The following is a 23,014-nucleotide window of genomic DNA, read 5'->3' on the forward strand; positions in this document are numbered from 1 at the left end:
TAATTTATTGTTTATTCAGAAGTTGACATGCATCGGGACAAACATAATAAGTTGTTGAAATCGATCGGTCGTATTCGGTTTTTTGAGCTTTCGACCCGACTGGACAGGCATTTATTTGTGAGCGAGATATCCCGGGGTGGCACTTCCGAACCACGCAGCTCAAGCAAAACGAAAGCTGGCGTAAATCTCCCACCAGTAAAACTGGAGGATAATACAATCAGAATGAGTGAACTGACCGAACCATAGGAAGTTCCCAACCCAAATGAAACACAACCCAATGAAGATTCGTTATCTGGCGCTGGCTGCAATTCTCCTCGGCGCTCCTGTTTATATTTCTCCAACTCGTGCCACAGATATTTCCAGTGAAGATGTTAACAAATTATTGCAACGCATTGATGAACTTGAGCAAAAAGTAAAAGTTTTGGAACGTAACCGGGAAGTCGATCAGGAGATCGCGACGGAGAAGTCAAAAGCAGCTCCTACAGTTTCTCTCGGCTCCAACGGATTGCTCGTCCGTTCTGCTGATACCAATTTCGTCATGAATATTCATGGCTACGCCCAAGTCGATGGGCGTTTTTATCTAAATGATCGTGAGACAGCCAATGACACTTTTCTGCTGCGCCGGGTGCGCCCCATCATTGAAGGCACGGTTTATGACAAATTCGACTATCGGTTGATGCTTGATGTGGCTACGGGGAATGTCACCGGCAGTTCAGCAGCGAACAACGCGCTTATAGACGACGCCTACGTGAACGCCCGGTTCTTCAACCAGTTCCAGGTTCAAGTGGGTAAATACAAATCGCCAGTAGGGCTCGAACGTTTGAAATCCACTGCTGACCTGGTTTTTGTCGAAACTGGTTTTGCCACGCAGTTGACGCCGAACTATGACACTGGCGTCATGATTCACAATGCCCTGTTTAACACCCCCGTCAATTACGCCATCGGCATCTTTAACGGCGCTGGTGATGCCGGGAGTGATGATCTCGACGTTTCTGACGAGGGTAAAGACGTTGTCGGACGATTGTTTCTGCAACCGTTTTTAAACAGGGATGTCGACTCTTTGCGCGGTTTGGGTTTTGGTGTCGCCGGTTCAATTGGGCATCATAACGGACCATTGGCGACCTATAAAACTGCCGGGCAGCAAACCTTCTTCAGCTACTCGACGACCACCACGGCCAATGGATCGCAGTACCGACTTGATCCTCAACTATTCTACTATTGGGGACCGTTCGGAATTCTGAGTGAATATGTTCTGTCCTCACAGGAAGTTAGATCCACCGCCGCAGGAACGCCCCCCAATGCCCGGTTCAATAACACTGCCTGGCAGGTTGAAGCTTCCTATTTGCTCACCGGTGAGCAAAACACATTTAAGACAATCAATCCTTTGCATCCTTTTGGTCCGGTCAACGGTGGTTGGGGAGCTTTCGAGTTGGCCCTCAGAGTCCAACAACTTTCACTGGATAAGGACGCTTTTCCCAAATACGTCACTTCAACCTCTGCCAAGGAAGCTACGGCATGGGGCGTTGGGGCCAACTGGTATTTAAATCGCAACGTAAAACTAAATCTGGATTATGAAGCCACCAGTTTCCGGGGTGGGAGCAAGGTAAAGAATGCCGTCACCGCGCACGAAGAACATGTGATCTTGAGCCGGGTTCAATTCTCATTTTAAACAAGGAAAAAGCAGAATTATGAAACAGAGATTAAAATTAATTGCACTCCTCGGAGTAGGGGTGTTGCTCTCCACCACGTCCTGGGCGGAAAAATCCACCAGGCTGCTGAATGTATCCTACGATCCAACGCGGGAGTTATACCAGGCGTATAACTCTGAGTTCGTCAAATATTGGAAAGGCAAAGCCGGCAAGGATGTGGAAATCAAACAATCTCATGGCGGTTCCGGGAAGCAGGCCCGTGCGGTGATCGATGGTCTGGAAGCCGATGTGGTTACGCTTGCACTGGCTTATGACATCGATGTAATTGCTGAGAAGGCCCAGTTGCTGCCAAAAGATTGGCAGCAAAAATTTCCAAATAACAGCTCGCCTTATACCTCCACGATCGTGTTTCTGGTGCGCAAGGGCAATCCCAAGGGCATCAAGGATTGGGAGGATCTTATCCGCCCGGGCGTTTCTGTGATCACACCGAATCCCAAAACTTCCGGGGGAGCGCGCTGGAATTACCTTGCCGCTTATGGATACCAACTGAAACGTTCTAATGGCGATGAATCCAAAGCGAAGGAGTTTGTGAAGAACCTCTTCAAAAATGTTCCCGTGTTGGATACCGGTGCGCGTGGGGCAACAACCACTTTCGTTCAACGGGGCATTGGCGATGTGCTGATTGCCTGGGAAAATGAGGCGATTCTCGCGGCCAAGGAATTGGGCAAGGGCGAAGTGGAAATTGTCGTTCCTTCCGTGAGCATTCTTGCTGAACCTCCGGTGGCCGTGGTGGATAAGGTGGCAAAGCGCCACGGAACCGAAGCGGTTGCCAAGGCTTATCTGGAACACTTGTACAGCGAACAAGGCCAGGAAATCGCCGCGAAAAATTTTTATCGCCCCCGGTTGGAGTCAGTTGCGAAGAAGTACGCGAACCAGTTTCCACAATTGAAACTATTCACCATCGATGAGCTGTTCGGTGGCTGGCAAAAGGCTCAAAAGGCTCATTTTGCTGATGGCGGAACCTTCGATCAAATCTATCAGAAATAAACCCTCGAGGTGGTTCTTTCAGCGGCGGCAACCTGCTTATGTATCAGGTGCCGCCATTTTTCTGGCTTCCTCTTATTTTGCTTTTTCCTGTTGTGACCGTGAACTGGCCACAACCGAATTCTCTTTTTCCTCCTTTGCCGCCCAACCTACGACCTGTCCATTGGGCAGCTTCACCAGTGTTGAATCCGCTGCCGGGGCTGTTTGCGGCTGATTGGAACCGTCGAGGTAAACACAAGTGGTTTCTCCTTCTTGTATGAGGACTGGCACGGTCACCCGGCCGGAATGGGCAGAGCGGGCTGATACCTGATAGCTGCCGGGGACCAGGGCGACGCACACAGGATTGTCGTCAAATCTATCAATGCAATTCTTGATATTCTGAACCGTTCTGCCATCCGAGGAGAGGAGTTTGTAATTGCTATGTCGGTCAAACCGCGAATCCTGCAGCCTAAATGGTTCCCAGGCGGAATAAACCAGTAGGTATCCTTCCTTCGAAGCTTTCGATGCCACATGCGGAGCGGGGCCAACTGGTGCCAGGCTGGCAACGGGTGCGGCGTGGAAGGCACAGGCAGGCAATAAGGTTAATGAACTTAACCAAAGCCAACGGTTCAGATATTTCATAACAAGATTTATAATTTGATTTCTATGCTCGGCATCTCAGTTCCTGCTCCATTTGAATGCCACCGCATTAACTGGTCCTGAAAATCTGATTAAAATCCTTTCAGAATCGCTTTATCTGAACGGGCTCGCATACGGAATAGGAGAATGAATCATTTTAATTCCGCGGAGGGGAGTTGATTCCTGTCAGGCATTGGGGCAATCCAAATACTTCCAAATTGGCCCGAAAATGAATGGGAGTTAGATTTAAAAGTCGAATAATTTGCTTTCTGAATGAATTTTAATCAGAACTTCAGGGCTGTTTAATGAGTTGATAGTCAACTTCAACAAGCAAAAGAAATAATTATGCGTCTCCTCCTGGTCGAAGATGAGAAAAAAGTCGCCGAGTTTGTAGCCCGCGGATTGCGGGCGGAGCGGTTTGCGGTGGATGTTTGCAACGATGGGCTGAGCGGATACGAAATGGCATCCACATACAATTATGACCTCATGATTTTGGATTTGATGCTGCCCACGTTGAGCGGCACCGAAATCTTGAAACGTCTTCGCAAACAAAGCTCCCAAGTCCCGGTATTAGTCCTGACGGCCCGCGACGGCATGGCGGAAAAGATCGAGAACTTTGAGGCCGGTGCGGACGACTACCTTACCAAGCCGTTTGCCTTTGCCGAACTGCTGGTCAGGGTAAAGGCCTTGCTGCGGCGCGGCACCGCCAACCGTTCGAGCGTTCTCCATGTGGGAGACCTGGAAATTGACCGTTTGACTCAGCAGGTGCGTCGAGGCGGGAAGAAGATTGATCTGACTTCCAAGGAATACGGACTTTTGGAATACCTGGCTGCCAATGCCGGTCGGGTGTTATCCCGAACCATGATCGTCGAGCATGTCTGGGACGAAAGCTTTGAAGGACTCACCAATATTGTTGATGTCTACGTGCGTCACCTCCGCAGCAAGGTCGATTCAGGCTATCCATGCAAACTCATCCGCACGGTCAGAGGGGTGGGTTATTCGGTCAGTGATGAACGAGAGACATGAACACACAATCCATTAGATTCCGTCTGGTGGTCTGGTACGCCGGTCTTTTGATCGGGGTGTTTGTTCTGCTGGGCTATTTTATGTTCACTGGTGTCAGAGTTTACCTGGAGCGAAGCCTGGGTGACGCTCAGGTCAGGCGCGCCCAGCAGATCGCTGTGAGCCTGCTGGCCAATGTGGAAAAGACTGGAGAAACCCCGGTGATCAATGAAATCAATTCCGTATTTGCTCCTGAGCTAAGCGATCGGTTCATTCGTATCATGCGCAGTGATTCTTCAGTCATGTATGCTTCCCGGAATCCCAAGGACTTGAGTTTTGATGCGAGTCATGTGCCTGTTTACACCGGGGCGGCCAAAGCAGGAACATGGAGGAAGGAACCAGTTCCCGATGGCAAGGAATTGCTGATTGCGGCGGTCCCTTACCGAACACCTGATGGAAAGAAATTTGTAGTGGAGGTCGGTGCGCTGTTTGATCCCGTGCAGGCGGTTTTGAATCGTTTGGTGATCCTTGTGGCTTTCGCACTTACCGCCATGGTGATTGTAGCCATCACTGGCGGATACTGGCTGGTACGAAAGGCGCTGGCACCCGTTGATCAAATCTCCAAAAGCGCAGAACAAATCACCTTGCATAATCTTCGGGAACGACTGCCCGTGGCGAAAACTGGAGACGAACTGGAGCGCTTGTCCATCTCACTCAATAATATGATCGTCCGTCTGGAGGATGCATTTCAACAGAATCGGCGTTTTATCGCCGATGCCTCCCACGAATTGCGCACGCCGCTTACCATCATGCGCGGGGAGTTGGAAGCCATTGTCATACAAAATCAAATTGCGCCGGAGGTTCAGACGAAGGCGGTGAGCATTCTTGAGGAAGTGGAACGTTTGACGCGAATCGTAGAAGGATTATTTGCCATATCCCGGCTCGACGCCGGTGAAGCTCAAAAGGAAATGGTGCGATTTGATCTCGCCAAACTTGCCACCAATACAGCCGAGCAGATGTGCCTGCTGGCCGAGGACAAGGGAATCGTTGTCCGATGTGACAATGCGCAGGAGGTGATGGTTGAAGGAGATCGCGCACGCATGAAACAGGTGGTGGTCAACCTGTTGGACAATGCCATCAAATACACGCCTTCAGGTGGGAAGGTCACGCTTTCAGTAAGTGCGCAGAGTGGGAGGGCATCGCTTGAAGTGGAGGACACTGGGATCGGGATACCAGCCGAGGCAAAGCCGCGCATTTTCGAACGATTCTTTCGCGTGGACAAGGCAAGGTCCCGCGATCTCGGCGGAGCAGGATTGGGACTTTCAATCGTAAAATCAATCTGTGCCGCTCATGGTGGCAAAGTGGACTTTTACAGCACCGAAGGAAAGGGAAGTCGTTTCGTCGTGGAACTGCCCCTGTCCCGGTCAAACAATGAGATGGGGGAGAAGACGAATGGACTCTGAAAATCAACAACCAGGCATGAAGCCGGCACCTGCCCGCAAGGATAATTTAATGAGCTTTTTAAATTGGAAAACACTCGTCCCTGCCGCGATCGTTGCGGCAGGTCTCGGATTCTGGAGTTCGTCGCGCGGGAATGCGCACGCAACACCTGCCCCTGACAGCGATATGGTGACTGTAGCTGTGGCCAGGGTGATTCGGCAGGACCTCGCAAAGAATCAGAATTTTGAAGCGGAGTTTCGTCCGTACCAGGAAATCGACCTCCATGCCAAGGTCGCCGGTTTCGTAAAGAGTATCAATGTGGACATCGGAGATCGAGTTAAGGAAGGTGACCTGCTGGCGACGCTGGAAATTCCTGAGTTGGTCGAGGATCTGGAAAAAGCAACGGCTCTCCTTCACCGCGACGAGGAGGAGATCAAACGTGCTGCCGCGGCACACAACGAAGCCCATGGGGTTTTCACCCGAATTTCCTCGGTCAACCAGACGAAACCAAATCTTATCGCCCAGCAGGATCTTGATGGGGCTCAGGCCAAGGATCAAACAACCGAAGCCGCGCTGGCAGCGGCCAGGCAGGAAGTTCAGGTTGCCCAGGCTGAAGTGAAAAAGCTGAAGGCCATCGCAGATTACTGCAAAATCACCGCGCCTTTTTCCGGTGTCATCACGAAACGATTTGCCGATGAAGGCGCGTTGGTGCAGGGCGGCGTAACACCGAGTGCTTCGGCCATGCCGCTGGTGCGCCTTTCACAAATCGATACACTGCGCCTGGTTTTTCCAGTCTCCGTTTCCTACGTGGCCCATGTGCAGTTGGGTGATTCCGTCGGAGTTCGGATTCCTGGCATGGACAAAAACATTACTGGAAAAATTTGCCGCTTTACCAGAAAGGTCGATACCGCCACCCGCACCATGGATGCGGAAGTGGATTTGCCAAATCCTGACCTTTCGCTGATTCCGGGAGTTTACGCCGCCGTGGATTTCAAACTGGACCGCAGGGAAAAGGTTCTGACCATCCCCACCGAAGCCATCTCACGTCAAAAAAGTAACACCGTGTTTGTGCTGAATCCGGCTGGTGAAATCGAAGAGCGGGCGGTGACGCTCGGCTTGGAAACCCCCAATCGCCTCGAGGTGGTTGAAGGGCTTCAAGAAAACGATCTGGTGATGCTCGGCAGCCGCTCACAAGTTAAGCCCGGCCAGAAAGTGCAACCCAAATTGATGGAAATGGGTAGCCTGCAGTAAAGGGCTGTCTCTGCGAATGCGTTTTTGCCTAAGTTGTTTGAATTATTCCTATGACACCCGTTCTTTCACTGGATCAGTTTGAGTCGCTCCGCAGGCTGGAAACCTGCACCATTGCCAATGCCATCGACACTTTTGATCTCCGTTTGCGCAACGAGGGTTACGCTGACGCGAGCATTCGCTGTATGTTTCCCCGTCTCGCCCCAATGCTGGGCTATGCAGTGACGCTTAAGATCAAATGTTCCAGCCCACCCATCGCGGGAAATGCCTATCCCGACAGGACAGATTGGTGGAACCAAATTCTGAAATTCCCGACACCTCGCGTGGTGGTGATTCAGGATGTGGATGAGTTCCCGGGAAATGGAGCATTCCTGGGAGAGGTACATTCGAGCATTTTGCAGGCATTGGGCTGCATCGGCGCAATAACCAATGGAGCCGTTCGCGATCTTTCAGCGGTTGAGTCGAATCGGTTTCAATTTTTTGCCGGCAGCGTGGCGGTATCGCACGCGTACTCACATATCGTGGAAATTGGCGGTGAGGTGGAAATCGGCGGATTGAGAATCAAGCCCGGAGATCTGATTCACGCTGACCGGCATGGAATTCTTTCCGTACCCGGCGAAATCGCCGGCCAGATTCCAGCAGTTGCCGCCAGGTTGTTGGAGCAGGAGAGAAAAGTAATCGCGCTCTGCCGCTCCGCAGATTTCTCGCTGGAAAAGTTGAGGGTTGTGGTCAAACAGAAGCCATAGGTTTTAATTTCATTTACCAGGAACTCTCATGACTAAATTCGCGCTCCGCTATCCGTATCTCATTATCGTTATTTGCCTCATCACCTGTGTGGTAGGTGTAACAAGCCTTCTCCGGATGCCGGTGGACTTGTTTCCACCGATTAATATTCCGGTTGTGGTGGTGGCCACTTTCTTCTCTGGCATGCCGCCGGAGCAAATCGAGAATGACATCACCGGCCGCTTTGAACGTTTCTTTACGCTTGCGAGCGGTGTGGATCATATCGAATCCCGCTCTCTCCCGGGGGTGAGCCTGATCAAAGTTTATTTCCAACCCGGCAGTAATCCGGATACGGCCGTCAGCACCATCGGCAACCTGGCCTCTGCCAACCTGCGACGTCTGCCGCCTGGAACCCTGCCGCCGGTGGTGCTCAAGTTCGATGCCTCCAGTCTTCCGGTCTGCATGATCACGTTGAAAGGTGAAGGACTGAACGAAACAAGATTGCGCGACCTCGGCCAGTTTAATGTTCGTAATCAGGTGGCCAACGTTCCTGGTGCTTCGGTGCCTCAACCATTCGGTGGACGTTATCGCCAGATCATGGTGTATGTCGATCCGCTGAAACTGGAGGCGCATCAACTGAGCGTGATGGACGTGGTGCGCGCGGTGAACGATTCCAACCTGATTCTTCCAGCTGGCGATGTGCGTATTGGTCCATTCGATTACAATATTTATGCCAACAGCCAGTTGCGCGACATCGAAGACATCAATCATCTCCCGCTTAAAACCGTTGGGGGCGCTTCGGTAATGGTGGCGGATGTCGGCGAGGCGAAGGATGCTTCGCAGATACAGAACAATGTTGTGCGGGTGGATGGTCAGAAGTCGGTTTATCTGCCTGTGCTCAAACAAGGCGGCGATGCCAATACCATTGCCGTGGTCGATGGCATCAAGAATGCCGTTTCCCATTTATTGGATGTGCCGAAGGAATTGGTGACCAAAGTGGTCTTCGATCAGTCTGTCTTCGTAAAAACCGCCATCGAAAACCTGATTCATGAAGGCGCCATCGGGTTGCTTCTGACCGGCTTGATGATCTTGATATTTCTTGCCAGCACAAGGGCGACCATCGCTGTATTCCTCTCGATACCTCTATCCACTCTGGCGACCTTCATCGCACTCGGAATGGGTGGTGGAACAGTCAACTCCATGATTTTGGGCGGACTCGCGCTCGTATTCTCGCGCTTGATTGATAACTCCGTGGTGGTGCTGGAAAACATTTTTCGCCATCTGGAACTGGGCGAGACGCCTGAGGTTGCGGCGGAGAAGGGCGGACAGGAGGTGGCGCTGCCAGTGCTCGCGGCCACGTTGACCACTGCCGTCGTATTTTTTCCGGTGACATTTCTCTATGGAGTGAGCCGATTTTTGTTTTCGGCACTGGCCTTGGCCGTTGTGTTCGCACTGTTTGCCTCCTATTTTGTCGCGCTCACCGTCGTGCCTTTGTTCTGTGCGAAGTTCATTAAAAGTGCTCATGGACACGGGGCGGACCATGGAAAGAAATCATTTAGCGACCGCTTTAACGGCTGGTTCAACACCCGGTTTGGAGCGATGCTCGACAAATATGGACTGCTGCTCGGTTGGTCGCTCAAGCGGCCTTGGGCCACGATTTTGGTCATCACCGGCGTCTTCGTGCTCAGCCTTGGATTGTTCAAATTCGTTGGGATTTCGTATTTTCCACGCACGGACCCGGGGCAATTTGTCATTAACCTCAAAGCGCCCACCGGAACACGAATTGAAAACACCGAGGATTTTATAAAAAAGGTGGAGGAGATTGTTCGCGAGGAGGTGGATAAGGATGACCTCGGAATTGTCGTGGCAAACATCGGCATCACCCCGGACTTTTCCGCGATGTACACCAGCAATTCCGGTCAACACACGGCCTTCGTGCAGGTGAGCCTCAGGGAGAAGCACAAACGCGGCAGCTATGATTATATGGAACGAGTGCGGCGACGACTCCGAAACGACCTGCCGCAAATCAGTGCTTATATACAATCCGGCGGATTGCTCGATGCAGTCCTAAACCTCGGCTTGCCGGCGCCAATCGACATACAGGTAAGCGGTTCCAATCTGGAGGCGGCGCATCATACCGCGACGGAACTCGCTGCCAGAATCAGGGGACTAAAAGGGGTGAGCGACGTCTTGGTTCCACAGGATGTGGATTATCCAGCCATCCAGCTCGACATCGATCGCACCCGGGCCAGTCAGTTGGGATTGTCCTCGCGCGAAGTGGTCGGCAATGTGATTACGGCCTTGACGTCGGATGGAATGATTGCGCCGAGCTTTTGGGTCGACCCGAAGAGCGGCAACGATTATTTGCTGACCGTTCAGTATCCGGAAAATCACATCAAGACCCTGGATGAATTGCAGGCCATCCCATTACGTTCCGCCGGCAAGACATTTCCTGCCCGCCTGGATGCTGTCACACATCTTAAACACATTCATTCTCCAACCGAGGTGGATCATTATCAGTTGCGCCGGGTGGTGGATATTTACGTGGCAACATCAGGCGAAGATCTCGGCTCGGTGGCGACTTCGGTCAACAAAGAGATCGGCGAGACATCGCTTCCTGAAAACGTCCGTATTAACGTGCGTGGCATGGTGCAGGGAATGAACGCCTCGTTCAAAAGCTTCAGTCTGGGGCTTATTTTGTCCGTGGTCCTGGTCTATCTGATTCTGGTCGCACAATTTAAGTCATTTCGCGATCCCTTCCTGATCTTGCTGGCTGTGCCGACTGGTCTTACCGGTGTTCTCATCACACTCGTTATCACTGGTACGACGTTGAATGTGATGTCATTGATGGGAGTGGTGATGATGGTGGGAATCGTGGTTTCCAACAGCATTCTGATCGTGGAGTTTACGCATCGTTTGCGGGAGGATGGAAAACCGTTGTTGGAAGCGATTACGGTCGCTTGCCGTGTGCGTTTGCGTCCCGTGCTGATGACCTCGCTGGCTACGCTCATTGGGTTAATCCCGATGGCCGCCAAGCTGGGCACTGGATCAGAAGCCTATGCGCCTCTGGCCCGGGCCATCATTGGTGGATTGGCGGTTTCCGTCGTGCTGACCATGTTCATCGTGCCGGCGGCCTATCTGCTCGTCTATGGCCGTCGCCAGACGAAGGCGGGTGAGGTCCTCCCAACTACTGCGAAGCAAGGTAACATATGAGATTTGTTGAACTGACCATTCATTGCCTTTTGGTTCTAGCGAGCATCACCGCTTCGGCGGAGGATGCCAAACCGTTGAGTCTGAAGGATGCAGAGGCCATTGCACTGCAAAAGCATCCCCGGATTACGGCGGCGGAGCTAAGAGCCCTCGCTTCCAAACAGGTGACCCGTGAAGCACGGTCAGCTTACTATCCCACGATCACCGGGAATGCCACGCTCGCTGGAGGCTCTGGCAACAATACGCGTATCGCCGCTGGCGGCTTGAACAACCCACTCATCCTGGATCGAAATGCGGAAGGCATTAATGTCAACCAGTTAATCTACGATTTCGGACGCACCGCGAATTTGACGGCGAGTTCGGAATTGCGTTCCAGGGCCGAGGAGGAAAATGCTCTGGCAACGCGCGCGCAAATTGTGTTGCAAGTGGATGCCGCGTATTTTGATGCCTTGCAGGCGCAATCCGTTCTCGGAGTGGCTAACCAGACGGTGGCGACACGGCAGACGCTTTTTGACCAGATAAATGAACTTGCGAACAACAAGCTGAAATCGGGTTTGGATGTGAGTTTTGCGCGGGTGAGCCTGGAGGAAGGCAAGCTGTTGCTGGCCAAAACGGAGAATGACCTGCAAGGGGCTTTTGCCTCGCTCGCGGCGCTTTTGGGAGATCGTGACCAGCAACAATACCATCTGCTGGATACAGCTTCTCCAGCCTCGTTGAATATGGACCAAAATCAATTGGTCGAAAAAGCCCTGCAGAACCGGCCGGATCTGGCGCGGCTGCGCTTTGAGAAGGAGGCCGCAAAAAAGTTTGCCCGCGCAGAGAAGGATCTGCATTACCCAACCATCAATGCCATGGGCAGCGCGGGAATTATTCCTCTGCATGATTCCAAATTGAATGACAACTATGCCGCTGCGGGGATTAACGTGAGTTTGCCCATTTTTGACGGTTTCCTCTTTTCGGCCCGCGCGAAGGAGGCTGAACTCAGGGCGAAAGCAGTGGAGGCGACCATGCTCGATGAGGAAAACAATATCGTCCGTGATGTGAAGCTCGCGGCGCTGAACCTGAACTACGCGGCCGAGCGGGTGACGCTCACCGGCAAGTTGGTCGAGAGCGCCAATGATGCCTTTGATCTGGCTCAAGCCCGCTACAAGGTCGGCTCCAGCTCCATTGTTGAATTAAGCCAGGCGCAGTTGGCGAAGACTGAAGCGGAAATAGCACAAGCCCGGGCCAAATATGAATATCAGGTCCGGAAATCGGTCCTGAGCTACCAAACCGGAGAGATCAAATAGGCGCGCCGATGTCAGGTCTTCGCGACATGTCATTTGTGGAATTTATTTAAATGAAAGGAAGAACAATGAAAAAAATAACACAATGCGTTTCGTTGTTGATGGTTTCGTTTCTGGTTTCCTGCGCTTCAAATCAGCCCGAATCCGCTGCAAAGCAGAGTACGGAAGAGCTGCGAACAAATCCGCGTTCCGCCGGGTATCTCAGGGTTTATAGCACCACACAGACACGGATTCTTGGCTGGGCAACCTATTATTACCCCCACACTGGCTATACCATAATGGATCCAAATGGAACCTTTGTGAAATATGTTCCCAACCATGTAGGGACCATGGACAACGCGCCCAGCATCGTGCCCATTCCCGCAGGACATTATCTATTGCGGGCAGAATCTGATTGGTATGGACGCGCGACCTTTCCCATCGAGGTGAAACAGGGAAAAAAGCTGGTGATTCATCTCGAACGAGATGGCAATCAACCAAAGAATAATGACGATCCCCGGATCATTCGTCTGCAGGATGGTCGTATGATTGGCTGGTATGAATAGCGAGACAGCTTTGGCAAAATAGCGGGTTCATCCAGTTTCCGCGGATGTGCAGTCAACTCAGGGATGTACCAGACGATAAAACCGCACGCCCGACATGCTGTTTGTAACACGGTACAGATTACCCACCTTGACTGGGGTGGTCGTGACCTTAGCCCAGGTTGCTCCCGGTGAAGCCGATGTGGACGACTGCAGGACGTATCCCGTCCAGTTGGTTCCCCAGGAGAAAACCATTTTGTTCCCCATCACCTCGGCAAAGTTGACGGTGGGAGCGTCGAAAATGTGGACCAGATGTCACACCGCAAGCGATTCCGAGCTTTGGTACCACGTGTTGGCGGAAACATCGAGCGCTGAGGCGGCATGAGATGCGAGCATGCCGTTGCCAACATAAAACGTGACGTGGTCCAGGTTGGCAATGTTTGTATCGCCTTCCCAATTCCAACCCACTACATCTCCCGGCATCATGTCGTTCAGTGAGAAAACCTCCTTCGCATAACCGCCCCCGATCAAGACCGTACTCACCAACCGACCTGCACCCGGTTCACCGTAAGTCGGCGATGCGCGACTCGGAATAGGCAAACCGCCGCCCCACTCATTCGTCTGTCTTCCGATGCAGCAGGAGACGAAATGTGCACAATCATCCCCAATTAAGGTTGTGGGAACTGGAGCGTTCGAGCCGTAAAAATAAAAACCGGAGCTATTCGTCCAAAAGTAGCCATCCGGGACCACATAACCGGCATAATTATTGGCAAAGGAAACTGCCCTGGCCCTGTCATACTGGTTGGTTGAGCCTGCACTTTGAACCGTGACCTGCACGGTCAACATCGGTCCAAAGAAAACACTGCTGGCACTGTTCATCTGAAAAGTATCGGTATACAATCCAGCCGGCTCAGGCGCGATGAAACTCATGCTGAACGTCGCCTGTTGACCCGGCGCTACCGAATGTCCGCCGTTAATAATCGCCGTGGGCTTGTAATGCTTCGATGCAGTATTTGTGTAAAGCTCTATCGCGCCCAAACTATCCCGGCCGACCATGTTTAAAGTGTAACCCGACGCACCCGCCGTCCAGGTTGTCGTTCCAGTATTTTGAACCGTCCAAGTCTGGGTGAAAATTGTTCTCGGCATCACCGGCTGGTTGTTGGTGACCGAAACGGAAATCAAAGCCGCGTTGTCCGCTGCCAGAACACTGATATTTCCAATCAATATCCCCAAAGAAATTGACACGATGCCAATAGGGGAGGCGGAAGCGAAAATATTATGCTTTTTCATGACTGCCGACTTAAGAAAACGTCCTCTTGCAATTCGTAATGGGGCCGGAATCTATTGTTCACAAATTGCCAACGAATTTCAATCTTTTTAACGTCAGATTGTACTGTGAAATTTGTTGCAACCATGAGGGCTGGTCATTTTGCTGGAAGGGATGAGTAAGGCTGCAGCGGCAAAGCAGGGATCGTTACTCTGAGCTCATAACAGACCGGCACGGCTTTCCCGACCTGGCTTATCCCGATCATCAAATCATTACTATTCGCTTGCTGTGCACAAGCACTCGTGCAAAGAATGTATCATACTGATGGTCGTAGTATGGAAGGGTGGCTGAGTGGTTAAAGGCACCTGACTCGAAATCAGGAGTAGGGGCAACCCTACCGTGGGTTCGAATCCCACCCCTTCCGCCATTTTAAGGTCCTTTTGGGTGGGCGATCCAGCTTTCGCTCCGAGGCAATTCTTCTATTGCTGGAGGTAAATTGAGTAAGTGGATTCTGTCCCTGCAGCATTCGTTCATACAAACTGCACCGTCGCCCGCTTTCTTATGGCATTCCACCGGGTGAACACCCCAGTTGGAAAATGGATTTGCCGACTTAGCTTTTGTTACCTCATGGTTAGTTCCATGTTTGGTTAGTAGGTTGGGGCGGCGCAGTCAGCTGTGCCGCCTTTCCCTTTACATGGGGAAGTTCCTCTGTCTTGATTAGAGATTATATCCCATTTCGCTTCATTAGGTAAGGTTTATAGTTTTTCACTGCGGTCCAGGGCCTCTGGCAACTGGATAAAGTCGGGTGGCTCCGTGGGGGAAGTATGGAGCCACCCGTTATTTTTTTGATTGCCGATGCGAATTCTTTTTCAAATCGAGGCCACATGCTTCAAGGCTTCTGGAAAATATTTTGCGAGCATGTAGAGCATCGCAAAAGTGCTCGCATCGAAAAAACCGTGAGCGATGACCGCTTCCCAAATCGATTTGCGCCAGATCATGATTGCGCCCAGTCCAACTCCAAGCAGTGTGGTCAGCAGAACGCCGCTCAAACCCTGCAGTGTATGTCCCAAACCGAACAACACAGCCACGATACAGACATATCCCATTTCCTTTTTGAAGCTGCCATGGCTTTTCGGGAACAAAGCATTAAATCCTGCCAACATGCCAGCACGCCAGAGTTCCTCCCGCAACCCGGCGACCACAAAGCTGATCAGCGTCAATGTCAGGAACAGGTAGAGCGGATTATTTGTGAGTGCCGAAGCATTGATGATATGTTCTGACTGGGATTTCAGGTTCTGCATTTCCTTCTCATTCATTCCCCGAAGCAGGAACCAAAAAATCATGCCAATTGTAGCCAGAACCATCACGGCAATGCGTAGAACTATCGAACCCACGAAACCCAGGACGATGGGTTGCCAGCTTCCACGCCACCTCAGCAACAGTTGTTTTCCGTTTGCATGGGAAAAAAGCCAGGCAATGCAAAAAAGAACGGTGAAGAAGCCGAGCTCGGAAACGGAGACGTAAAGCAGTCCGGTGACATCTTCGGGAAGAGCGGGACCAACTTTGCGGCTTCCCGAAAATATCGTCAGAGCCCCAATCGTCAGTGGGAATAGTGCCAAAAGCACAAGGTGCACCCACCATCGCCAACGAGCCACACTAATTGGTTGTTCGTTGGAGTCATTCGTTGTGATGATTGGTGGTATGCCTTCTAAATTCATGCGTTCTATTCGATTCTTGCGTTATGCTGCAACGAGGTCGAGCGAAACCTAGCACACAGGCCGGCATTATCTACGGAGGTGCGTTCGCTTGGGTTACTTGATGAGAGGGGGAGAGGTTTGCGTGGCGATAAGTGGTTTGAGGCGCAAACCAGCCGTCACAATGAATTTTATTGGCGATTGCGAGCCTGGCGGGCGCTCACCTTTCGCTTCCGCCAGGCAAGGATGCAAAACAGTTGGTGAACTGACGGCGACTATTTGACTGGTCCCGCGAGCTTCCATTCCGAGCCCAATCGCTTCATGGTCAGGTCTTCAACTTTATCCTCGCCCTCCAGATGCATGCTTAGGATGACTTCATCTGCTGAAATGGTTTTGGTGCTTTGAATCCGGTAGCCGGTAATTTTTTGCATGCCTTCCTTTCCCTCCGCAGCGATTTGAGATTCTGGCTTTTGATCCCACTCTTTTTTCATCTCTGTCTGCATCTCCGGTGATAAGCTTGCAATGAAGGTTTTCGGATCACCCTTGCTCATGGCCCAGACCGCGGATTGAAGAGCGGATTCAGGAGTGGCATACCCTGCAAACACCCAATTCTCCTTTGACATCAAAACGCCCTGGCTGAAAACGGGCGTTGATGGCAGGGCAACCGATTCCCTTTGTCTTGCATTTAATTGTTGATTTTCCAGACGTAGCTTTGCCAGTTCATTCGTCGACCTTCTGAGTTGCTGTAATTCATTCCGCAATCGGGGGAGCTCTTTTACCTGTGTTCGGAGCAGGTCGACATCCTTGTCTAAATCCACCAGCTTCCGATCGAAATTGGATTCTGCAGTGGCCTTGACCTCTTCGATTTTCCTTTTGAGATCATTATTTTCCCCGCGCAACCGGGTAATGGTTTTCCATTGGTTATAACCCATTACCATGCCAGCGACGAGACCGAGAAAGACCAGGATTTTCAATGATGTTCTCATTAGTCACCAACTATATTTTTCCGGCACAAAGGCCAGTGGTAAAACGATTGTGAAACGATCGCCTGTTTGGATAAGTCTGAACGAGAGAATTATGCAGCCTGGGATTCGGTTGGAAAGCTTCATTTGCTGCCATTTTGGTAACTAATTAATGCCGGGCGGGGGAAAACCAGATAATTTGGCGGTTGTGCTTGGGATAAGTTCGGGAAATAATAATCCAGTTATATGAGTAATAATGCAAAACGCAGTTATTTCTGGCCCGCCTTGATCGCGAGTGCTTTTGTTTTCGGGGCAGTCCTGTGGGGGCTTTGGATGTACAAGTTGGTCAAACAAACCCGAAGCTACAAGGAAAACGCGTTTCCAGTGCCCCGTTCTGAGCCGGTTGATACACCTCCGACCAACGGTACCGCGCCAAGATCGGAAGCAGTTGTGCCGAACACCAATGGAATGGCATGGATTCAAGGTGGGACTTTTTATATGGGCTCAGAGGAAGGCAGACCGGATGAAAAGCCTGTTCATCAAGTGACTGTGCATGGATTCTGGATGGATAAGACAGAGGTTTCGAACGAACAGTTTGAGAAGTTCGTGCAGTCAACCGGTTACATCACCATGGCCGAACGAAAGCCTAACCCGAAGGATTATCCCGATGCTGATCCTTCTCTGTTGGTGCCCGGTTCAGTGGTATTTTCTCCTCCATCCGAATCTGTGCCTCTGACTGATGCCTCAGCCTGGTGGCGATATGTTCCCGGAGCCGATTGGCGTCATCCTGAAGGTCCCAATTCCACGATTAAAGGTCGTGAGAAGCATCCGGTAGTTCACGTCGCGTGGGAAGACGCCATGGCCTATGCGAAATGGGCGGGTAAGCGGTTGCCCACCGAGGCTGAGTGGGAGTACGCGGCTCGCGGTGGGTTGGACCGCCAGCCGTATGTCTGGGGAAAAGAGATGAACACCAATGGAAATTGGCAGGCCAATATTTGGGAAGGCCATTTTCCAAATGAAGATACGGGTGCTGATGGATTCAAGGGAACTGCTCCCGTGGCCACCTTTAAGCCCAATGGCTATGGGCTCCATGACATGGCTGGAAACGTCTGGGAATGGTGCTCAGACTGGTATCGCCCGGACTATTACGCGCAAAGCGTTGGAAAAAACCCGAAGGGTCCCGAGGATAGCTTTGATCCGGAAGAACCCGGTGCGAAGAAGCGTGTGCAACGTGGCGGTTCGTATCTTTGCAATGATGTTTATTGCAGTGGCTACAAGCCGAGTTCACGCATGAAATGCACGCCGGACACGGGGCTGTCACACAGCGGGTTTCGCTGTGTTTGGTCCAACTAAAATCACCGGAGAGCGAATTATTTAACCTTCGTTTCCTGGTCTTCTTTGATCTCGGCGACTGTCTTTGCCGGCCAACGAGGGTCATCAGTGCGGGCCTTTTTGAGGTAATCGGCAATTTTAGCCATCACCTCTGGGTTCTTATCGGCGACATTGTCCTTTTCGCTCACATCAGTCTTAAGATTATAAAGCTCGATTGGACCATTGATACCATGACGGACGGCCTTCCAGTCACCCATGCGGACAGCCTGATCAAATCCCTGCTCATGAAACTCCCAATAGAGATACTGATGCCTATTGGTTTGAGCCTTGCCCAAGAGGGTGGGAAGGAAGGAGATGCCATCGATATTGGTTGGGCTTGAGGTGCGGGCAATCTCGGCAGCGGTCGGCAGAAAATCCCAGAAGGCAAGTGGCGCATCGCTAATGCTGCCTGCCTTTACCCTGGCAGGCCAGCGCACGATGAAGGGCACACGAATGCCGCCCTCGTAAAGATCACGTTTGATGCCACGCAGGCCGCCCGCGCTGTTGAAATATTTGGGATTGACCCCGCCTTCCTTGTGAGGCCCGTTGTCACTCGCGAAAATCACCACGGTGTTTTCGTCGAGCTTGGACTTTTTCAAATAATCCATGATCTCCCCAACGTAGTGATCGAGCCTCGTAATCATGGCAGCCTTGTTTTTTTCCACCTGAGGCCATTGTTCATTTGTGTAGGGCTCGGTGCTGGGAACTTCCATGCCGTTGCCGGTTCTGTTTCCCAATTCGTTGTTGGCATGCGGCAGGGTGTAAGGAAGATACAGAAAAAAGGATCGGTGTTTGTTGAGCTTGCTCGGCTTGTTGATGCGAAGGTAATTCAGTGCGGATTGAGTAAAAAAATCGTTGGAATAAAGACCCTTGTGATCAGCATCATTTTCAGTGAGTGCGATTTTTGATTCCTCACCTTTTGAATCACTGCGAAAAAGATGTGTGGGATAGTAGTCATGGGCCTGAACCTGGTCCAGGTAACCCAAATACTCATCAAAGCCTTGTCGACCCGGCAGACCGGGACTACCTTCATTTCCCAAGCCCCACTTGCCAATACATCCTGTTGCGTAACCGGCAAGTTTCAGAATTTTCGCAATGGTAAGCTCCTCACCGTTAAGAGAAAGGTCAGCATTTCCACGGATGTTTACGTGGCCGGTATTTTTACCGGTCATGAGAGTGGCTCGTGATGGCGCACAAACGGTGCTGCCAGCATAAAAGCTGGTGAACTTCATACCGTCTTCAGCCAGTTTATCGATGTTCGGTGTCTTTATCTGTGTTTGTCCATAACAACCGAGATCGCCATAACCCAAATCATCGGCAAGGATGAGAATAATGTTCGGACGCCGCGGGGCAGGGGGCCGATTGGTGCTCGTTTGAGCGTCTGAGGTCAGGGTTAGGAGCCCCGAGAACGAAACCATCGACCAGAGCAAAAGCTTCCGGCAAAGACTTAAAGTGTAACGAGACATTATGTGGTTGATTATAAATTAAATCGGTAATTTAAAGCCAATTATTTTATTCTGGCCGCTGTTTGGCGGCCTTGCTTATCGAAAATAGACAACCAACCGCCGGAAAGCTTCATTCTTTGATCATTTTAACACCGGAGGAGCCGTTTTGTTGTGCGACCAATAATTGCCAGGTCAGGCCAGATAGGGGATGGTTAAAGGCCCTTGCGGCAGCACAGCCACCCGTGCGCCGGGGTCAAGTTCTTGAAGTCGATCATTCACTACAGCGCTGATATCGTGACATGGAGTAAGGTGAGCGGCGTGAACGACTTCATCGGGCAGGGAACTGTATAGCAATACTTTTGCTTTACGTTGAATCAGGGCCTGAATTTGAGCCTGCCATTGTTCGGGACGCAAAAAGCCAGGAGTTGCAAGCATGGTCAAAATCTCTTCAGGGCTTTTTGCGCTTCGGAGCAGCATGTCCATGGGACTTTGCGCGGGAACCCCTTCGCGGGATTCACAGGCAAGGATCATCATTCCACCCTTCTGAATGATGCGCGCACCCGCACTCATTCCCTTCACACCCTGATACAGGTTTTGATCAAGGGGATAACCGCTGTTCGTGGTGATAACAATTTCAAACGGAGCTTTTACCCGTTGCATTGCGGATTGCCGCACAAATTCATAGCCGGCTTTATGGGCGGCGACCAGGTCGCCTGCGAACACCCCGGTAATCTGGCGCTGCTCGTTTAAAGTTACGTTGAGCAGGAAGCTCGGTCCCACGCGCAAGGCAATATCGCGCATTTCCTCCCAAATCGGATTGCCTTCAGTCACGCCAAATGTTGATCTGGGATGGCCGATGTTTTTCTCACCGTGATTACTCATCACAGTCTGCAATCCCGCTAGGCCGGGCATGATCCCTTTCGGTCCGCCACTGAATCCGGCAAAAAAATGAGGCTCAATAAAACCGGTAATGATGCGCACGTCCGCTTGGGCCAAATGACGGTTGATCAGCGCAGGGGTGCCATCCCGGGTGGTGCCGAACTGAACGAGCTCGGCGGGATTCTCGGGCTCATGGTTTAATACGCGGTAATCACGAACCACTGCGGGTGTCAGTAGCCTCTCAAGTTCTTCACGAGTATTCGGGCGATGGGTGCCCAATGAATTAAGCAATGTGATGTTTTCCCTCGGAACATGCGACAAATGTTGCAGCAGCCACGGGATAATCCGGTCATTGGGCGTGGCTCGCGTAATATCTGTGAAACCAATGCACACCTTGTCCGTCGACTTGATCCAGTCACGCAACGGTTTGGCGGAGATGGGATTCTCCAAGGCAGCGATAACCGCAGCCCGTTCATCAGCCAAACCCGGTATTCGGGAAGGCTCGATCACAGTGGTGCGGTTCTCGGGCAAATCAATGGACAAGTGTCCGTGACCGTAGGCAAGTTTGACGTTCATGCAAAATGGACCAGATATTCGACAAGTCTCTACTCAAAATGAGATCGTTAGGAAAGGTTATACCGAATACCAAAAGAAATTTCCGAATGGCAGAGGGGATTTTGGTTTGAGGAAGGCGGAGGCCGCAGGCGCTATCTGAAAGATAACACCTAGGCCGACAACGCCGCCTCAAATCAAAAGCACCCTGCACCCAATGACTAATGAGGTTTCTCCTCTCCAAGGAGTTGGCTGTTTGTGTCTTCACTTTCATCGAGCTCATCGCTTCCTTCTTATTTCGGTTCTTTCCTCATTCCGGAAATTAATTTTGGTATTCGGTATAAACCAGAACTGCCCCAAGGCTGCCAACTGTTACCTGCATAAAAAATTTTCACCCGTTATCTGGCGTTATTTACCGTTATGTACCGTTATCTGGCGTTAGACTCCGCCGGGTCATTAACACAGATCCCAACTCTCCGCATAAAATTTTTAACCGACCGTTGCCGACCTTTGGCGTCCAATACCGACCGATACCGTCCGAACTGCCCATCCCGTCGACCGTCCATCGACGCCAATTTCCCTCGCCACGCCCAAGCGGGGAAGAGGGATTAAGGGAGAGGGGATCAATCCCTCTATTTCCAGCTATGCCTTGGCAAGTCATACAAATATCGAATGTTGACGAATAATTACCAAAGTATGGGCATGTGCCAGCATATGTCAACAAAAAAGTTAGTTAAAGTAAGAACGTAGATAAATCTAAGTGCGGGAACAAGTTTTCTACCCCGACCTTCTATCGCTAGCACTCGTTCCGACATTCCAGCCTGAAAAATAGCATCCGCGTCTTAATTAGTGTTTATTCGTGCCTATTCGAGTTCATTCGTGATTGAACTTAGCGAACCACCCATCGCAATTTCTCTGGGGCGGAGTCTTAGGTTGAATTTGGCGGAAATTGTGATTGGTTATTGAAAATTGATAAAATCATGAAGCAGAAAACACTTAAATACCTCTCGTGCATTACCTTTGGATTATCCATCTGGACGCTCACCGGTTGCCAGACTGCACCCGTGACTGGACGTTCCCAACTCAGCCTGGTTTCTGCAGATCAAGCCACGCAGATGGGATTGTCCGAGTTCGATAAAATGAAAAAGGAACAAAAGATCAGCACGAACCCGGCAGAGAATGCCCTCGTCCAAAAGGTCGGCAAGCGCATTGCGGAAGTTGCGGGCAAGGACATGCCCAATGCCCAGTGGGAATTCGTCGTGTTCGACAGCAAGGAAGCGAATGCCTTTTGCCTGCCCGGTGGCAAAGTGGGCGTCTATTCCGGCATCTTGCCAATCACACAGGATGAAGCCGGGCTGGCCACAGTTTTGGGCCATGAAATCGCGCATGCCACCGCTCATCATGGCGATGAACGCATGAGCCACCAAATGGTTGCCCAGGAGGGCCAACAGTTGATTGGTACAGCGTTGGGCAACAAATCACAAACCACCCAACAGCTCGCCGCACTGGCCTACGGTGCTGGCAGTCAATATGGTGTGTTGATGCCATTCAGCCGCAAACAGGAATCCGAGGCGGATCATATCGGTCTGGTTTACATGTCCAAGGCGGGTTACGATCCGAAAGCCGCGCTGGCTTTTTGGCAACGCTTTGCCGAATACAACAAGCAACAGGGTGGGGGGACGACTCCTGGCTTCCTGAGCGATCATCCGGTCGATGCCACCCGCATTGCCGATATACAGAAGTGGCTGCCCGAAGCCCAGGCGGCAAGCAACCAAACAAGTAAATAATTCCATTACTGGCGTTGTTACTTTTTGGAAAAAACCCTTGCATGAAGGCGGTTCGTTGATTAGTTTTCGCGGCGCGTTTGATGTAAACCATCCTCAACGCCGCCGGTTGGTTCTGCACTTTTCAGTGGGTTGGTAGCTCAGTTGGTAGAGCAGTGCCCTTTTAAGGCATTGGTCCAGGGTTCGAGTCCCTGCCAACCCACCATTTCGTACCTCAGGTTGAACCTCCCCAAGTAAGGTTCATTATCTTCTTAGCTTTATTTCTCCATTCACAGCGTCTGATCAAGTCGGGAAAATGAGTATGTTTAGTCGCCGCTGC

18 protein-coding genes and 2 tRNA genes are annotated in these 23,014 nt (G+C 51.4%); 13 read left to right on the forward strand and 7 right to left on the reverse strand.

What is annotated here, in order from left to right; all coding sequences use genetic code 11:
* Positions 1–262: 262 nt before the first annotated feature.
* Both CFLAV_RS09365 and CFLAV_RS09370 read left to right on the forward strand, forming a co-directional pair.
* Positions 263–1,669, forward strand: a complete 1,407-nt coding sequence (locus CFLAV_RS09365; protein WP_007414458.1) for an OprO/OprP family phosphate-selective porin — start codon at positions 263–265, stop codon at positions 1,667–1,669.
* Between the two features lie 19 nt (positions 1,670–1,688).
* Positions 1,689–2,696 carry a sulfate ABC transporter substrate-binding protein gene (locus CFLAV_RS09370; protein WP_007414459.1) on the forward strand — a complete coding sequence of 336 codons (1,008 nt, stop codon included), beginning with the start codon at positions 1,689–1,691 and terminating at the stop codon, positions 2,694–2,696.
* Positions 2,697–2,768: 72 nt separating this feature from the next.
* Here CFLAV_RS09370 and CFLAV_RS09375 read toward each other — a convergent pair whose 3' ends face one another.
* On the reverse strand, positions 2,769–3,314 hold the full coding sequence (locus tag CFLAV_RS09375; RefSeq protein ID WP_007414460.1) for a hypothetical protein: 546 nt from the start codon (positions 3,312–3,314) through the stop codon (positions 2,769–2,771).
* Positions 3,315–3,656: 342 nt separating this feature from the next.
* On the opposite strand from CFLAV_RS09375, the gene CFLAV_RS09380 reads away from it, so the two are divergent.
* The 7 genes from CFLAV_RS09380 (at position 3,657) to CFLAV_RS09410 (ending at position 12,765) form a co-directional block, all read left to right on the forward strand.
* Positions 3,657–4,337, forward strand: a complete 681-nt coding sequence (locus CFLAV_RS09380; protein WP_007414461.1) for a response regulator — start codon at positions 3,657–3,659, stop codon at positions 4,335–4,337.
* Positions 4,334–5,776, forward strand: a complete 1,443-nt coding sequence (locus CFLAV_RS32105) for a sensor histidine kinase (RefSeq protein ID WP_007414462.1) — start codon at positions 4,334–4,336, stop codon at positions 5,774–5,776. The genes CFLAV_RS09380 and CFLAV_RS32105 overlap by 4 nt, the downstream gene beginning before the upstream one ends.
* A gap of 49 nt (positions 5,777–5,825) precedes the next feature.
* The gene (locus CFLAV_RS09390) at positions 5,826–7,004 is read left to right on the forward strand and encodes an efflux RND transporter periplasmic adaptor subunit (protein ID WP_040547786.1); all 1,179 of its coding nucleotides are present in this window, start codon (positions 5,826–5,828) and stop codon (positions 7,002–7,004) included.
* 50 nt (positions 7,005–7,054) lie between these two features.
* Complete coding sequence (locus CFLAV_RS09395; protein ID WP_007414464.1) at positions 7,055–7,747, forward strand: RraA family protein; 693 nt, start codon at positions 7,055–7,057, stop codon at positions 7,745–7,747.
* A gap of 28 nt (positions 7,748–7,775) precedes the next feature.
* Positions 7,776–10,937, forward strand: a complete 3,162-nt coding sequence (locus CFLAV_RS09400) for an efflux RND transporter permease subunit (RefSeq protein ID WP_007414465.1) — start codon at positions 7,776–7,778, stop codon at positions 10,935–10,937.
* A complete protein-coding gene (locus tag CFLAV_RS09405) occupies positions 10,934–12,223 on the forward strand; it encodes a TolC family protein (protein WP_007414466.1) in 1,290 nt (429 codons plus the stop codon). The genes CFLAV_RS09400 and CFLAV_RS09405 overlap by 4 nt, the downstream gene beginning before the upstream one ends.
* 65 nt (positions 12,224–12,288) lie before the next feature.
* Positions 12,289–12,765, forward strand: a complete 477-nt coding sequence (locus CFLAV_RS09410) for a hypothetical protein (protein ID WP_007414467.1) — start codon at positions 12,289–12,291, stop codon at positions 12,763–12,765.
* Positions 12,766–12,822: 57 nt separating this feature from the next.
* Here the strand turns inward: CFLAV_RS09410 and CFLAV_RS35485 are convergent, their stop codons facing one another.
* Entirely contained in the window at positions 12,823–13,008 is a 186-nt protein-coding gene (locus CFLAV_RS35485) for a hypothetical protein (RefSeq protein ID WP_160164541.1), read from the reverse strand.
* A gap of 48 nt (positions 13,009–13,056) precedes the next feature.
* Positions 13,057–14,031, reverse strand: a complete 975-nt coding sequence (locus tag CFLAV_RS09415) for an NBR1-Ig-like domain-containing protein (RefSeq protein ID WP_007414469.1) — start codon at positions 14,029–14,031, stop codon at positions 13,057–13,059.
* Positions 14,032–14,345: 314 nt separating this feature from the next.
* Between CFLAV_RS09415 and CFLAV_RS09420 the strand changes: the two genes are divergently transcribed.
* A tRNA-Ser gene (locus CFLAV_RS09420) sits at positions 14,346–14,435 on the forward strand.
* A 442-nt stretch (positions 14,436–14,877) separates the two neighbouring features.
* Here CFLAV_RS09420 and CFLAV_RS09425 read toward each other — a convergent pair.
* Together CFLAV_RS09425 and CFLAV_RS09430 are read right to left on the reverse strand one after the other, a co-directional pair.
* Positions 14,878–15,726, reverse strand: coding sequence for a CPBP family intramembrane glutamic endopeptidase (locus tag CFLAV_RS09425; RefSeq protein WP_007414470.1), 849 nt, complete (start codon positions 15,724–15,726; stop codon positions 14,878–14,880).
* Between the two features lie 251 nt (positions 15,727–15,977).
* Positions 15,978–16,688, reverse strand: a complete 711-nt coding sequence (locus tag CFLAV_RS09430) for a hypothetical protein (RefSeq protein WP_007414471.1) — start codon at positions 16,686–16,688, stop codon at positions 15,978–15,980.
* Positions 16,689–16,910: 222 nt separating this feature from the next.
* On the opposite strand from CFLAV_RS09430, the gene CFLAV_RS09435 reads away from it, so the two are divergent.
* The gene (locus CFLAV_RS09435) at positions 16,911–18,017 is read left to right on the forward strand and encodes a formylglycine-generating enzyme family protein (RefSeq protein ID WP_007414472.1); all 1,107 of its coding nucleotides are present in this window, start codon (positions 16,911–16,913) and stop codon (positions 18,015–18,017) included.
* Between the two features lie 17 nt (positions 18,018–18,034).
* Here CFLAV_RS09435 and CFLAV_RS09440 read toward each other — a convergent pair whose 3' ends face one another.
* Positions 18,035–19,501 carry an arylsulfatase gene (locus CFLAV_RS09440; RefSeq protein ID WP_007414473.1) on the reverse strand — a complete coding sequence of 489 codons (1,467 nt, stop codon included), beginning with the start codon at positions 19,499–19,501 and terminating at the stop codon, positions 18,035–18,037.
* Positions 19,502–19,672: 171 nt separating this feature from the next.
* Positions 19,673–20,935 carry a nickel-dependent lactate racemase gene (larA, locus tag CFLAV_RS09445; protein WP_007414474.1) on the reverse strand — a complete coding sequence of 421 codons (1,263 nt, stop codon included), beginning with the start codon at positions 20,933–20,935 and terminating at the stop codon, positions 19,673–19,675.
* 956 nt (positions 20,936–21,891) lie between these two features.
* Between larA and CFLAV_RS09450 the strand changes: the two genes are divergently transcribed.
* Together CFLAV_RS09450 and CFLAV_RS09455 are read left to right on the forward strand one after the other, a co-directional pair.
* Positions 21,892–22,698, forward strand: coding sequence for a M48 family metallopeptidase (locus CFLAV_RS09450; protein ID WP_007414475.1), 807 nt, complete (start codon positions 21,892–21,894; stop codon positions 22,696–22,698).
* 126 nt (positions 22,699–22,824) lie between these two features.
* Positions 22,825–22,900 (forward strand) — tRNA-Lys (locus tag CFLAV_RS09455).
* Positions 22,901–23,014 lie beyond the last annotated feature (114 nt).

The organism is Pedosphaera parvula Ellin514, from assembly GCF_000172555.1.
Lineage (GTDB): Bacteria > Verrucomicrobiota > Verrucomicrobiia > Limisphaerales > Pedosphaeraceae > Pedosphaera.